The following is a 13,500-nucleotide window of genomic DNA, read 5'->3' as shown; positions in this document are numbered from 1 at the left end:
CACCACCGTTCCCGACGCACGACCCGCCGGTACGTCTCGGTGCCCTCCCGGACCTTTCTGCAGTCCTGGTACCGCTCGGTGGTGTACCAGGTGCGCCCTCCTCCACCTTGACGCCCGCCTCGGCACCCACCGCGCGGCCCGCTTCACCCAGCCCGACGGTCTCTGGGACCAGTGGCCCTCGTCCACCTCCGCGACCACCCCGACTACACCCCTGCCGAGCAGCGCCGCTGGACGGACCTCCACTGTGCCTTCGCCAACGGCTGGACCCGGTCGTAGGCGCAGCCACCTGACTGCGGCTACGTGAAGTGTGGGCGACCTTGAGGGACTCGGGCTTCACCGTGCGGCCAGTCGTACAGCTCGCGGACTGCCGTCTCCGTGATGGGCTCGCCCGGTTCGCTCTTGCCGACGGGGAGGTCCCACATGCCTTGGGCGAACTTGGCGTTCTCGCTGCGCTGGAGGAGGACGACGCGGTTGGTGGCCTTGTCGTGGACGATGACGGCCGCGACCAGCAGTGTCATCGATTCGAGCGCCGGCTTGAGGGCTTGAGAGCGGTCGTCGGTCTGCTGGGCCACGGTGTTCCCTTCGTCGGGCGGGTTGTTGGGGCGACTTTCGTCAGGGTGCCCAATCATCCCCAGGGATGACCGCGCAGGTGACCGCTACGCCCCAGGACTGTCCCCAGGACGGTCACACGGGTTGACATCCGGGCCGGTTTCCGTGGCGACGATGGACGGGTCCTCATGACACGGCCCATGTAGCCATCGTCGAAATCCGGCCTCGTGCCCCTCCGGCGGCCCGCACGTCCCGACAGGAGCCCCTCCCCGTGACCACCACCCACTTCGGCGTCCCCTCTGCCAGCTACGCCACGGCGGTGGCCGCCCGCGCCACGGAACTCACCAAGGTCTACGGGGAGGGAGACACCCAGGTCGTCGCGCTCGACGCCGTCTCCGTCGAGTTCCACCAGGCCCAGTTCACCGCGATCATGGGCCCCTCGGGGTCCGGTAAGTCGACGCTGATGCACTGCATGGCCGGGCTGGACACGATGTCTGGGGGCTCCGCCCGCATCGGCGACACCGAGCTGACCGGTCTGAAGGACAAGAAGCTGACCCAGCTGCGCCGCGACAAGATCGGCTTCATCTTCCAGGCGTTCAACCTGCTGCCGACGCTGTCCGCGCTGGAGAACATCACCCTGCCCATGGACATCGCGGTCCGTAAGCCGGACCGCGCCTGGCTGGACCGCGTCGTGGCGACCGTCGGCCTCTCCGGCCGCCTCAAGCACCGCCCGAGCCAGCTCTCCGGCGGCCAGCAGCAGCGCGTCGCGGTCGCCCGCGCGCTGGCCTCCCGGCCCGAGATCGTCTTCGCGGACGAGCCCACCGGCAACCTCGACTCCCGCTCCGGCGCCGAGGTCCTCGGCTTCCTCCGCGACTCCGTACGCGAACTGGGCCGGACCGTCGTGATGGTCACCCATGACTCCGTCGCCGCCTCCTACGCGGACCGTGTCGTCTTCCCGCGGACGGCCGGATCGTCGACAACATGCCCGACCCGACCGCCGACAAGGTGCTGGAGCGGATGAAGGGCTTCGACGCCAAGGGACGCACCAGCTGACCGGCAGCCGACCGCACTTCGCCCCTCTTCTCCAGGACTGACTCACCCATGTTCCGTACCGCCATGCGCAATGTGCTCGCGCACAAGGCCCGGCTGCTGATGACCGTCCTCGCCGTGATGCTCGGCGTGGCCTTCGTCTCCGGCACCCTGGTCTTCACCTCGACCATCTCCGAAGCCCTCCGCGACAGCGCCCTCAAGGGCTACGCCGGCGTCGACGTCGCCATCCAGCCGGACAGCTCCCAGACCGGCCCCGGCGCCCGGCCCTCCCTCGACCGGAAGCTGCTCGACAAGGCCGCCAAGGTGCCCGGCGCCGAATCGGCCTCTGGCACGGTCACCGGGTTCACCGCCATCGCCGACAAGAACGGCAAGCTGATCGGCCACGGGTTCTCCACCCGCGGCGGCAACTACTACCCCGGCGCCGACGGCAAGGACCCCCGCTACCCGATGCGCGACGGCAGCCCCCCGCACAGCACCGGCCAGATCGCCCTGGACTCCCGGACCGCCGACGAGGCCGGCTACAAGGTCGGCGACACCGTCCGCGTCTCCGTCGACGGACCGGTCCGCAAGACCACGCTGACCGGCATCTTCACCACCGACGACGGCGCGGTCACGGCCGGCGGCAGCCTCGCACTGTTCGACAATGCCACCGCCCAGAAGCTGTTCACTGGCCCCAGCCGCTACAGCGAGATCCACGTCAAGGCCGCTCCGGGCACCTCGCAGGCCGCGCTGCTCTCGGAGATCGAGAAGGTCCTGCCCGCCAAGGGTGCCGACGCCGGCACCGGCAAGAAGCTCGCCGAGGACGACGCCGAGCAGACCGAGAAGAGCATGGACAGCGTGAAGACGGGCCTCCTGGGCTTCGCCGGCATCGCGCTGTTCGTCGGCGTCTTCCTCATCGCCAACACCTTCACCATGCTGGTCGCCCAGCGCACCAAGGAGTTGGCGCTGCTGCGCGCGGTCGGCGCGAGCCGCCGCCAGGTCACCCGCTCCGTGCTCATCGAGGCCGTGGTCGTCGGCGCGGTCGCCGCCGTCACGGGTCTGGCCATCGGCATCGGCATCGGCGCTGGGATGCGCGCCCTGATGAGCAGCACCGGCGCGATCGTCCCCGATGGCCCGCTGGTCGTCTCCGTCTCCACCGTCTTCACCGCGCTGCTGGTCGGCGTCGGCGTGACCGTCCTCGCCGCCTGGCTGCCTGGCCGCCGCGCCGCGAAGATCCCGCCGGTCGCCGCGATGAACAGCGTGCACGCCACCGCCACCACCAAGTCGCTGGTCGTCCGCAACACCGTCGGCGCGCTCTTCGCGGGCGCCGGTGTCGCCGCCGTGCTGGTCGCCGCCGGCATGAAGGACGGCAAGGCCGTGATGGGCCTGGGCGCGGTGCTGCTGCTGATCGGTGTGTTCGTCCTGACGCCGCTGCTGTCCCGCCCGCTGATCGCCCTCGCCGGGCCCGCGCTCCGCGCGTTCGGCATCGCGGGCACCATCGCCCGGCAGAACGCGGTACGCAACCCCCGCCGTACGGCGGCCACCGCCTCCGCCCTGATGGTGGGCCTGACCCTCATCACCGGTCTGACGGTGATCGGGAACAGCGTCCAGAAGGGCATCGACAAGATGGCGAGGGATTCCCTCAAGGCCGACTACGTGGTGTCCATGGTCGGTATGACGCCGCTCTCCCCCGAGGTGGAGAAGAAGCTCTCATCCCTCGACGAGGTCACCGCCTCCAGCGCGCTGCGCAGCTCCGCTGCCCGTATCGGCGGCAAGACCACGTACCTGACCGGCGTCAACGGCGCGGCCTTCGGTGAGCTGACCCGTCTCGACTTCTCCTCCGGGTCCCTGGACGGCCTGGTCGGCGGCAAGGCGGTCATTGACAGCGGCACGGCCAAGGAGAAGGGCTGGAAGGTCGGCTCCCGTCTCCCCGTGACGTTCGAGGACGGCACGAAGGAGACCCTGACCGTCTCGGGTGTCTACCAGGGCAACGAGATGATCCGGCAGATCCTCGTCGACAACAGCGTCCTCGGCACGCACCAGAAGCACGTCAGCGACCTTCAGGTGATGGTCAAGACGAAGGGCGGCGCCACCGAGGCCACCAAGGACAAGCTGATCGACGCGCTGGGCAAGAACCCTGCGATCTCCGTCCAGGACCAGGACGACGTCTCCGAGGGCATCTCCCAGTCGGTCAACCTGCTCCTGAACATGCTGTACGCGCTGCTGGCCATGGCCGTGATCGTCGCCGTCCTCGGTGTCGTCAACACGCTGGCGATGTCGGTCTTCGAGCGCTCCCAGGAGATCGGCATGCTGCGCGCCATCGGCCTGGACCGCTCCGGCGTCAAGCGCATGGTGCACCTGGAGTCGCTGCTGATCTCCCTGTTCGGCGGGGTGCTCGGCATCGGGCTCGGCGTGTTCTTCGGCTGGGCAGCCGGTGAGCTGATCAGCGCCTCGCTCACGACGTACGAGCTGGTCGTGCCGTGGGGCCGGATGGGCATCTTCTTCGCCCTGACCGCCGTGGTCGGCATGCTGGCCGCGGTCTGGCCGGCCCGCCGCGCGGCGAAACTGAACATGCTGGCGGCCATCAAGGCCGAGTGACCGCGCCGCCCGCATACCGGGAAGGGCCCCGGACTCCACATCGCGGGCATCCGCCGTTCCTGTGGGGCCGGCCACGCGGCTCCCGCCTCCAGCCGAAGCAGTGCTACCGCCCGGAGAGAACGGCCTGCCGCAGCATCTGCTGGCGTATTACGACGTTCGGGACCGGTGGGCGGCCGTCGCCACGTACCGCCACCTTGCAAGGCAGTTGCCTGATCAGCACGGGACGAAACTTGCAACTTGAGTAGGTGTTTTCGACCCTCAGGCTTGGCGGGGGATCGGGTCATCCCGTGGGCGTGGCGAGGTCACCCACGGGATGTGCTCACCTGGGGAACTGGGAGGTGAGATGCCGTTGCGTGATTGGGCTGCCGATCATGCTGTCAAACGCCAGAGGGACGTGGTCTCGGCGCTTCGTGCTGCGTGTAGTGGGTCGGTGGCGTCCTTGGCGCGTGGATGCTGGGGCTTGGTGTCGATCTTGTCCACAACGCGGAGGCGTGCTGCTTGGATGGCGTCGAGCAGTTGCTGACGTGTCCGGAGGCCGAGGTGCTCTGCCAGGTCGGACAGGATGAGCCAGCCTTCGCCGCCTGGCCGGAGGTGGGCGGAAAGTCCAGCGAGGAAGCTGTGGAGCATGGTGCTGTCTGGGTCGTAGACGCCTTGCTCGATGGAGCTGGTCGGACGGGCGGGGAGCCAGGGCGGATTGCACACGATGAGGTCGGCGCGGCCTTCGGGGAACAGGCCGGGGCCCGAGACCTCGATACGGCCGGTCAGTGCGAGCCGGTGGGCGTTCTCCCTGGCGCAGGTCAGGGCGCGTGGGCTGATATCGGTGGCCACGACGCGGTTGATTCCGCGGCGGGCAAGGACCGCGGCGAGGACGCCGGTTCCCGTGCCGAGATCGAACGCTGTACTGGTAGCGGGACTGTGCCGGGTCTGCGGTGGCAGAGGCGCATGGGCGACCAGGTCGACGTACTCGCCTCTGACAGGCGCGAACACGCCGTAGTGGGGGTGGATCCGGGTGCCGAGCGCCGGCACGTCGACCCCTTTCAGGCGCCACTGGTGAGCGCCGATCACTCCCAGCAGTTCACGGAGAGAGACCGCCGTGGGTCCTTGTGGGGGACCGTAGGCTTCCAGACATGCCTGGCGAACGTTGGGAGCTCGGCGCAACGCCAGCCTGCAGTCGTCGTCCAGCAGCACCAGGAGCTTTCCGAGGACAAGGGCGCGGTGACTGCTGCTGCGTCGGTGCAGGTGGAAGGCCTCGCTCAGGGAAGTGCTGGGCCTGGGCGATTTGCGGTCGATGCGGCGGCCCATCGCCCGAAGCAATTGCCGGGCGTTGTGGAAGTCGCCTTGCCAGAGCAGGGCAGTTCCCTCACATGCCTGGCGGTAGGCGTCGTTGGCCTTCATCCGGTCATCGGCGACGACGGTTCGCTGTGGAAGGGGTGCGCCGATCTCGGAATGCCAGCGGGCGGACTGGTGGGTGTGGCCTGTGGTCCAGTGGATGGTGGACACCACGTACTCCTCGTGGTCGAACGTGCGGGGGCAAGAAGAGCACTTCGACGGGGAGCAGGCTGAACCGACGCCTGTCCATCGGACAGGCGTGTGGGTTAAGGCAGGTGGTCGTTACCGCTCTCGCGTCGAAGCGCGAGAGCGGACGTCCCAGACAACCATGCCGAGCATCAAGGCCAGTCCTTTCGGAGGAGTGGCAGCAGGCTCGCACAGGTGTTGCTCGGCTTCCAAACACCATCTCGGCCAGGCCAGCGGGTGGGCTTTTTCGTCCACTGACTGGTGCGGGGGCTCTTGCGGATGAGGCGCCTGGTCATCATGGTGATGAGTGCCCAGTTCAGATGGGCCTCGGAGTGCTGCGGGAGACGTTCGTAGTCGCGTGCGTTGCGGCGGGCGTTCATGCACAAGCCGATCGTCCGCTCGGCTTTAAGGCCACCCTCGGCACGATGCGGGGCGAGATCAAGAACGCCCGCCACGTTCAGCACCGCGATCCCGGCCCCCGCTGGCGATCCGATCGGCCCCGCCGAGACCATGATGCGCACGCTGTGGCAGGGGCAGACCTCACGCCACGGCGGACCGCGACGGTGCCCGAGACCCTGGAGACCGCCCAGGCCGGGGTCCACCTCGCCGCGACGCTGGTGCAGTGGTTCGTCTCTGGAGCCGTGTCGCACGCCCTGAAGGGTCGTCACACGGTGGCTCGACTTCACGGAGCGGACCATCGTCCGTTGTGCCAAGGGGCACATGTTAAGTACCGCCTCGATGACGTTCAATCATCAGCGACAAAGTCCGAAAATGAGTACAAGCGGGTCGTACTGATCCCGACCGCATACCCCTTGGTGTGCCTGACAGGGGCATGACCCAGATACGTCAGAAACCCGCCACGGGATGATCTTGGAGCCCGGGCAGCTCGTTACGACTTGGCGTCCGGCGTGAGGATGCGGGCCGACCGGGGCCGGGGGATGTCGTCGGTACCCTGGAGGGCCACAAAATCGTCTCGGCCGCCTCGATGACTTCGGGGTACGCCTGGGACTTCTCGTGTTCGGCGAGGGCCCGGTAGATACTGGCGACGCTGGGGCTCTGTCCCTTGCGTTTGCCGGTGGGGATGATCAGGTCAGGCCGGATCTGCTCGACGGACTCGCCCGCGCGGCGCCGCAGCACGGTGTGCAGCATGTCGTCGGTGATGACCTGGGGCCGGCCGCCGTGCTTGCCCCTGCGGGCCGCAGCGTCGAGCCCTTCGAGCGTGGACTCGCGGATGTTCTCCCGCTCGGTCTCCGCCATCGCGGCGAAGAACGCGAACAGCAGCCTTCCGTGCCCGCTCGGGTCGTACATCCCCTGAAGCGGTCCGGCGAGCATCTCCAGTACCAGGCCGTGGGCGGCCAGGTGGTCGGCGAGCGCGGTGAGTTCGGCGGCGTCGCGGCCGAGGCGCTTCATCTCGTACACGGTGAAGATGACCCGGCAGTGCGGGGCGTGGGCCTTGATCTCGCGGGCGGCCTTGAGCGCGGCCTCGAACTGCGGGCGGACTCTCACGCGGGTGCTGATCTTCTCGCTGAAGATCTTGTCGCGTGGGATGCCGCGCCCTGCAAGTGCGTCGAGCTGCGACTGGAGTTCCTGGGCGAGGGTCGAACATCGCGCGTATACGAAGCGGATGTCCGCGCTCAGGGTGTCCGGGGGCGATGGGCGCCGGGGGCGAGGTGCCGGGCCGCCCCGACTGTCCGGGCCCCCGGTCGGCCGGAGTTGGCACCCGAAGCATCTTGGAGAGTCGAGGCACCTTCTTGAATCGCCCGGTGTGGTAGATCCCGGCGACCGCTCCGCCGCGTGAGCGGCATGGCGAGCCAGGCTCGGCCGCGCACCGGGGGCAGGGGTGGCGCTCGACTTCGTCCGCGTCGGTCAGGGAGGGTCTTGAGGGTCCGTCATGACCCCAGTTCTTGTCACAAACGGTTCTCAGAAGAGAGTGGATCGCCTCTTTACGTGAGAACGAGTTCTGAGAACCGATCCGAGTTCAACGACGGCTCGGCGGCCCATTCCCAATCTTGCTCCGGGAAAGGACCGTTTATGAGAGGAGGTTGGCGTTCTGAGTGTGCGTGAGGCCCCACCTTGACCGGATTCGCGAGTCGTCATCGCTGCTGGTCGAGGGCGGCGGCGACTGTTGGCCTGGGAGGACGGTGGCGGGCCGTACGGCTCAGCATCGCCGCCCCGTACAGCCCGCCGTTCGACCGCGGAGGAGCTGCTCTGGCCGCACGTCAGGGCCGGACACGTCTCGACAGCCGATCGCGCTACGGCGCTGTTCATCGACCACGCGGCGAGTTGCGCCTTTGCAGTCTCGATCCGTGGGTTCGTCCTATTCGGGAATGATCGCTACTGCGTCGATCTCCACGAGCGCGCCTGGGCGAGCGTGCCCTGCGGTGGAAACGACCGTGATGGCTGTGCGGTGATTGCCCCACACTGATCGCGACGCCGCGTATCCCACCTGTGCGTCGACCCCATTGACGAGGTAGATGTTGAGTTTGGCGACATGCTCAGGACCGGTACCCGCGGCAGCAAGCACAGTCAGCACGTTTCGCATTGCCTGAGCGGTTTGCGCCTCAATACCGTCGAGCAGGTTTCCGGCGCTATCGGTGCCGAGTTGGCCACCAACATGGAGCGTCCGGGCAGCGGGTGCGATCACACCCTGCGTGAAGGCAGGGTTGCTGTGGAGTTCCTCAGGGTCGAGATGTGTCGTCTTTGCGGTCATGGGCCTCTCCCTAGAGGTGCCAAGTTTCCTGTGCAGGTAGAGGTCGCGCAGCAGGCAGACCTCGGACAGGTGATGGATCAGTTCGCGGTGGATGTGCAGCACCAGGTCAGCCATGGGCATGTCGGGGAAGGGCTCCTTCGCGCCGACCGGTACCCGGAGCCCGGCGTTGCCGAGGCCGCGCACCCCGGCCAGCCAGACGTCGAGCTGGGTCTGGAGTTGGTCGAGTGCGGTGGCCGCGCTGCCGGCGTACTCCCAAGTCTCGTACGACGCCGCCGGCGCGCCGAAGTGCACCGCGTTGCGCGCGGCGAGCACGCCGACGATGACGTGACCGAGTCGCCAGGCGATCGTGGTGAAGGCCGCTGGGACCGGCTGGGGGGAGGCGTAGTCCATCGTGAAGTCCCCGGCACCTAGCCGCACGGGCGCCGTCGAGTTGCCGCGCGGCTGCACGCTCCAGGCGTCCGGCACCGGCGACCAGAAGTACTCGTCGTCGGTCAGGCCCTCAAGCCGGGCTCGGAGCTGGTGGTTCCAGTGAAACTCCAACTGCTCGCGCAGCGTCCGGTTCAAGTCGAGTTCGTTTGCGTCCATGGAGTCACCCTGACACCTCTAGCGGACAGGATCGGTCCGCTATTTCTGGCATGGTGGGCGACATGGATGTGGCAAGCGGTGACGAGCGGGGTACGACGGAGCGGGTGCTCACGCTGCTCGGGCTGTTGCAGCAGCGTCAGGTCTGGACCGGCCCCGAGCTCGCCGACCGGCTCGGGGTCACGCCGCGCACGGTACGGCGTGATGTCGAGCGGTTGCGCGCCCTCGGCTATCCGGTGCATGCCAGCCAGGGTGTCGGCGGAGGCTACCAGCTCGGCCCAGGGCAGGACCTGCCGCCGCTGCTTCTCGACGACCATGAGGCCATCGCCACCGCGATCTCGCTGCTCGCCGGCGCGGGCGGCGCGGTCGCCGGCGCCGGCGACGCCGCGCTCCGGGCGCTGACCAAGCTCGACCAGGTACTGCCCACCCGGCTGCGGCACGAGATGCGCGCTCTCACCAGCTCGGTGGCGTCCTTCGACGGAGGCCGCACGCCGGTCGACCCCGAGGTGCTCATGATGCTGGCCAGAGCCTGCCGCGACGAGGTCGAGGCAGGCTTCGACTACCCGTCCGGGAGCGAGGTGCGACGGCGACGGGTCGAGCCCTATCGCCTGGTCACTTCCGACCGGCGCTGGTACCTCCTTGCCTACGACCTCGATCGCGCCGACTGGCGCAGCTTCCGCGTCGACCGGATGACCGATGTCTCTGCACGGGCCTGGCGCTTCCGCCCGCGCGCGGCGCCCGACGCAGCGACGTACGTGCAAGAGGGCGTGGCGAGCCGGGTCTACCCGCACCAGGCGCGCTTCCTCGTGCACGCGTCGGCCGACACGGTGCGCGCGCAGCTTCCGGCGTCGGCGGCCGTTGTACGACAGCGCGGGAGCGAACTCTGCGAGGTGCTCAGTGGCGCCGAACGCCTCGACGCCGTGCTCATGCACGTACTCCTGCTGGGACACGACTTCGAGATACTCGACCCTCCGGAGCTCGGGACGCGATGCCGTGCACTGGCGCAGAGACTGCTGTCGGCCGGCGCAACGATCTCACCGGCGCTGGACATGCATGAGCAATGAGCCGCGACCACGCCAGCGCCGAGGAGCGCCTTCGCTGCCTCCTCGCCGAGCACGTCGACCCGATCTCTCGGCTTCGCCATGCGCCGGGCCGACGACGCCGCAGGCATCGGGCCTGATGAGGCAGCGGCACGCCCTGGCTCTCCTGTGAGCGGGGGATCATGCTGCCTGCCCGTAGCCGTCGGCACCGGGTGGGTCGTCCCCGCGGAGCGGGCTGAAGTCGATGTCCAGGTGCGGGTCGTACGCCTCGGGCTGGAGGCCGAGTTCATGGGTGGAGTACTCGCCGAAGCGGCGGATGTGCTCGGTCAGGTACGGCGAGATGTGGGCCAGATCCTCGGGGTCGATGACGTGGCCCTCCTCCTGGAGCTGCCGGACGATCTCGGCGATGTCCAGGGCGTACAGCACGGATGGCTTCCGCGATCGGCGGAGCGAAGGTGAAATGTCGAGCGCCGACATGCCAGGTCAGTGGTGTCTGAGGCGCTGTGTATCGGGCCAGATGCCGTCCGCCGGCATGTCCAGCCGGTCCGTCAGCGGCCGCTGCCACTCCGGGGTAGTAGTCGGCTCACCCCAGTAATCGGTAACACGGATCGCCTTGCCGTCCTGGACCTCCGCGATGCTGACGTTCCGGTAGAGCCGGCCATTGCGCGTCCGAGGTCGGGCGGCCGATCACCGGGCTGACGAAGGAGGTCGTCGCGGCCGCCTTCAGCGTGGACGAGACGGATGTGCACATCCACGCCGTGGCACGGCTATACGGGCGCGAGGGCGGACCCGGCTGGAAGGAAGTCCAGGTCACCCCCGACCTGTCGGAGCAGCGCCGCAAGAATCCCACCGACCACGAGTGGTGGGCCGACCGCGTAGGCGCCGACGGCGGTCCCATCCCGGGCAGCGTGTTCACGGACAAGGTCCGTGACAAGCAGCGCAAGGTCACCCACTACATCGCCCAGATCCCCGACGAACTGGGCGAGCCGCGCGTCAACCTGCACTCTCTGGCGGCCGCGTTGAAGACTAAGAGGTTGTCTCATTTGGCGTAATCGGTAGTCTGACTTGGTGCTGATAGTGGAACGCTTGGTGCCGGACGAGTTGTACGACCTCTTCCAGCGAGTGGTGCCTCCACCCCCGACGCGGCCACAGGGCGGGGGCCGTCGACGCCACGGTGACCGCGAGGTCCTCGCGGCGGTCATCTTCGTCGCCGCGACGGGCTGCACCTGGCGGCAGTTGCCGCCGGTCTTCGGCGCGTCGGGACCGACCGTGCACCGGCGTTTCACCGAGTGGTCCGAGGCTCGGGTGTGGGCCAAGCTGCACCGGCTGGTCCTCGACGAGTTGGGCTCGCGTGGTGACTTGGACTGGTCGCGTTGCGCGATCAACTCGGTGAACATGCGGGCCCTGAAAGGGGGGAGCTGACAGGTCCGAATCCTGTAGACCGGGGCAAGAAAGGCTCCAAGATCCATTTGATCACTGAGCGGGCCGGATTGCCCCTGTCCATCGGCATTTCCGGTGCGAACCTCCACGACAGCCAGGCACTCGAGCCACTCGTACGCGGGATCCCACCGATCCGCTCACGCCGCGGCCCGCGCAGGCGACGGCCCTCCAAGCTCCACGCAGACAAGGGCTACGACTACGACCACCTGCGCCGATGACTCCGCAAGCGCGGCATCCGACACCGCATCGCCCGCAAGGGCATCGAGTCCTCAACACGACTGGGCCGGCACCGCTGGACGATCGAACGCACCGTGTCCTGGCTCGCCGGCTGCCGTCGCCTGCACCGCCGCTACGAGCGCAAAGCCGAGCACTTCCTGGCCTTCACCGCCATAGCCTGCACCCTCATTTGCTACCGCAGACTCACCAAATGAGACGACGTCTTAGAAGCTGTTGTCTTTCCAGACGTGATCGCTGTGTTTCCGCTGGTCGGGGATAGGAGTGGGGTTTCCGTGGGAGTGGTGGCCTGTCGGGTCGTCGCTCCCCGGGAGGTCACGAATGCCGTCAGTCGTCGGACTGCTGGAACGGCATGAGCTCGCCGCTCGCCGTCGGGTCGATGAGCTGCGCGAGGAGGCCGACCGCATCCAGGCCGCGCTCGCCGAGGCCGAGCAGGAGTGGCAGGAGTGGGCGATTACCCGCAGGCGGGTCGATGCGGTGCTGGTTCCGGACGGCGGCACCGCCGATACGGAGGTCCCCGAGGATCCGCGGGGTGCGGAGGCGCGGTCGGTGTCTGGGGATGCGGCGAAGCCGAAGTCGCAGGTGCCGGTGTGGCGTGAGGGTCTTTCCTGGTCGGTGCTGTCGGTGGACTACCAGCGCATCCTGCAGGCTCTCGCGGACCGTGTCCGGCTTGGGCAGGGGCCGCTGACTTGCCAGGAGATGGCCGCTCAGTTCGGCATGGACGTGGTGCCGGCGCGGGTGGAGGCGCTACGGTCGAAGGCGAAACGCCTGGTCGCGCGCGGCTGGCTGGCTGAGCGGCAGCCGGGCCGGTTCACGCTCGCTGCGGGCGTGTCCGGGCCAGGCGGCGGGTCATGAGCAGGGTCATCGACCAGTAGACCATCGCCTCGGCGCTGGTGGTGCGGCGCTCGAAGTCGCGCACCAGGCGGCGGCTTCGCATCAGGTGGGCGAAGAGGCGCTCGACGATCCACCGCTTGGGCAGCACCACGAAGCCGCGCATGTCGTCGCTGCGTTTGACGATTGCCAGGACCAGCGCGAGCGTGGCCAGGCAGTGCTCGACGAGGCTGCCGGTGTAGCCGCCGTCGGCCCAGACGAGGGCGAGGCGGTGGTGTGAGTCAGCCACTTGCTTCAGCAGGACGTGGGCGGCGGCGCGGTCGCCGGTGTCCGCGGCGGTGACCATCACGCCCAGCAGCAGGCCGAGGGTGTCGACCACGACGTGCCGCTTGCGGCCGTTGATCAGTTTGCCGCCGTCGAAGCCGCGGCTGTCCACGCCGACGACGGCGTCCGCCTTGACGGACTGTGAGTCGATCACACCCGCACTCGGCTCCGCATCGCGGCCCAGCCTCTCGCGGACCCTGGCGCGCAGCCGGTCGTGGAACTCCTTGACCAGCACGTGGTCGCGCCAGCGGCGGAAAAAGGCGTATACCCGGTCCCACGGCGGGAAGTCGGCGGGCATCGCCCGCCACTTGATCCCGTTGTCCACGAGATACCGGACCGCGTCCAGCAGCGCGCGGTGGCAGTACCCTTCCGGCCGGCCGCCCCGCCCGCGCAGCCAGCCCGGCACCGGAAGCAGCGGCCGGACCTCGGCCCACTCCGCGTCCGTCATGTCCGTCGGGTACCGGCGCTGCCGTTCGGGCCGGTCGGCCGCGTTGCCGTACACGTGCGCGAGGCAATCACACGATGGAGCAGCCGAGTTGGACTGCCCGGCCGTCGACACGGAAGACTGCGGCACCGGGGCCTCCTGTTGCTCTTTGGATTCGACACCCACGAGCTGTTCAGGAGGTCCCGTCCTCATGCCCTGGCCAC

The 13,500-nt window shown here is 68.5% G+C and carries 10 protein-coding genes and 5 pseudogenes; 7 read left to right on the top strand and 8 right to left on the bottom strand.

The annotated features are described in order from the left end of the window. Positions 1-304: DUF6000 family protein (locus ACWDEX_RS14705; protein WP_450463677.1), on the top strand; the 304-nt coding region annotated here is incomplete at its 5' end. Here ACWDEX_RS14705 and ACWDEX_RS14700 read toward each other — a convergent pair. After that, positions 275-629 (bottom strand): annotated as a pseudogene (locus ACWDEX_RS14700) (NUDIX domain-containing protein); the annotation flags it as partial. The gene ACWDEX_RS14705 and the pseudogene ACWDEX_RS14700 sit on opposite strands and share 30 nt — an antisense overlap. A 191-nt stretch (positions 630-820) precedes the next feature. On the opposite strand from ACWDEX_RS14700, the pseudogene ACWDEX_RS14695 reads away from it, so the two are divergent. Together ACWDEX_RS14695 and ACWDEX_RS14690 are read left to right on the top strand one after the other, a co-directional pair. Next, positions 821-1,602, top strand: a pseudogene (locus ACWDEX_RS14695) (ABC transporter ATP-binding protein). A gap of 48 nt (positions 1,603-1,650) precedes the next feature. Beyond that, positions 1,651-4,176 carry an ABC transporter permease gene (locus tag ACWDEX_RS14690; protein WP_450463664.1) on the top strand — a complete coding sequence of 842 codons (2,526 nt, stop codon included), beginning with the start codon at positions 1,651-1,653 and terminating at the stop codon, positions 4,174-4,176. Between the two features lie 369 nt (positions 4,177-4,545). Here ACWDEX_RS14690 and ACWDEX_RS14685 read toward each other — a convergent pair whose 3' ends face one another. From ACWDEX_RS14685 to ACWDEX_RS14665, 5 genes and pseudogenes are all read right to left on the bottom strand, one after another. Next, entirely contained in the window at positions 4,546-5,676 is a 1,131-nt protein-coding gene (locus tag ACWDEX_RS14685) for a methyltransferase (protein ID WP_450463663.1), read from the bottom strand. 254 nt (positions 5,677-5,930) lie between these two features. Beyond that, a pseudogene (locus tag ACWDEX_RS14680) lies at positions 5,931-6,092 on the bottom strand (IS5-like element IS4811 family transposase); the annotation flags it as partial. Between the two features lie 445 nt (positions 6,093-6,537). Further along, entirely contained in the window at positions 6,538-7,317 is a 780-nt protein-coding gene (locus tag ACWDEX_RS14675; protein WP_450463675.1) for a recombinase family protein, read from the bottom strand. A 163-nt stretch (positions 7,318-7,480) separates the two neighbouring features. Next, a pseudogene (locus ACWDEX_RS14670) lies at positions 7,481-7,561 on the bottom strand (zinc finger domain-containing protein); the annotation flags it as partial. A 447-nt stretch (positions 7,562-8,008) separates the two neighbouring features. Beyond that, on the bottom strand, positions 8,009-8,965 hold the full coding sequence (locus ACWDEX_RS14665; protein WP_450463662.1) for a DinB family protein: 957 nt from the start codon (positions 8,963-8,965) through the stop codon (positions 8,009-8,011). 83 nt (positions 8,966-9,048) lie between these two features. Here ACWDEX_RS14665 and ACWDEX_RS14660 point away from each other — a divergent pair, with 83 nt between their 5' ends. Then, complete coding sequence (locus ACWDEX_RS14660; protein ID WP_450463661.1) at positions 9,049-10,047, top strand: helix-turn-helix transcriptional regulator; 999 nt, start codon at positions 9,049-9,051, stop codon at positions 10,045-10,047. A gap of 156 nt (positions 10,048-10,203) precedes the next feature. Here ACWDEX_RS14660 and ACWDEX_RS14655 read toward each other — a convergent pair whose 3' ends face one another. Then, a complete protein-coding gene (locus ACWDEX_RS14655; RefSeq protein ID WP_450463660.1) occupies positions 10,204-10,449 on the bottom strand; it encodes a Tn3 family transposase in 246 nt (81 codons plus the stop codon). Between the two features lie 302 nt (positions 10,450-10,751). Here ACWDEX_RS14655 and ACWDEX_RS14650 point away from each other — a divergent pair, with 302 nt between their 5' ends. The 3 genes and pseudogenes from ACWDEX_RS14650 to ACWDEX_RS14640 all read left to right on the top strand — a co-directional run bounded on the left by ACWDEX_RS14650 (position 10,752) and on the right by ACWDEX_RS14640 (position 12,552). Then, complete coding sequence (locus tag ACWDEX_RS14650) at positions 10,752-11,075, top strand: hypothetical protein (RefSeq protein WP_450463658.1); 324 nt, start codon at positions 10,752-10,754, stop codon at positions 11,073-11,075. A gap of 25 nt (positions 11,076-11,100) precedes the next feature. Continuing rightward, a pseudogene (locus tag ACWDEX_RS14645) lies at positions 11,101-11,894 on the top strand (IS5 family transposase). A gap of 124 nt (positions 11,895-12,018) precedes the next feature. Further along, positions 12,019-12,552 (top strand): hypothetical protein, encoded by a 534-nt coding sequence (locus ACWDEX_RS14640; RefSeq protein ID WP_450463657.1) that lies wholly within the window; start codon positions 12,019-12,021, stop codon positions 12,550-12,552. On the opposite strand, the gene ACWDEX_RS14635 is transcribed toward ACWDEX_RS14640, so the two are convergent. Continuing rightward, positions 12,509-13,426, bottom strand: coding sequence for an IS5 family transposase (locus ACWDEX_RS14635; RefSeq protein ID WP_450463656.1), 918 nt, complete (start codon positions 13,424-13,426; stop codon positions 12,509-12,511). The two genes, ACWDEX_RS14640 and ACWDEX_RS14635, sit on opposite strands and share 44 nt — an antisense overlap. Between the last annotated feature and the right edge of the window lie 74 nt (positions 13,427-13,500).

Source organism: Streptomyces sp. NPDC001020, from assembly GCF_053599115.1.
This window is presented reverse-complemented; position numbering and strand designations above follow the sequence as displayed.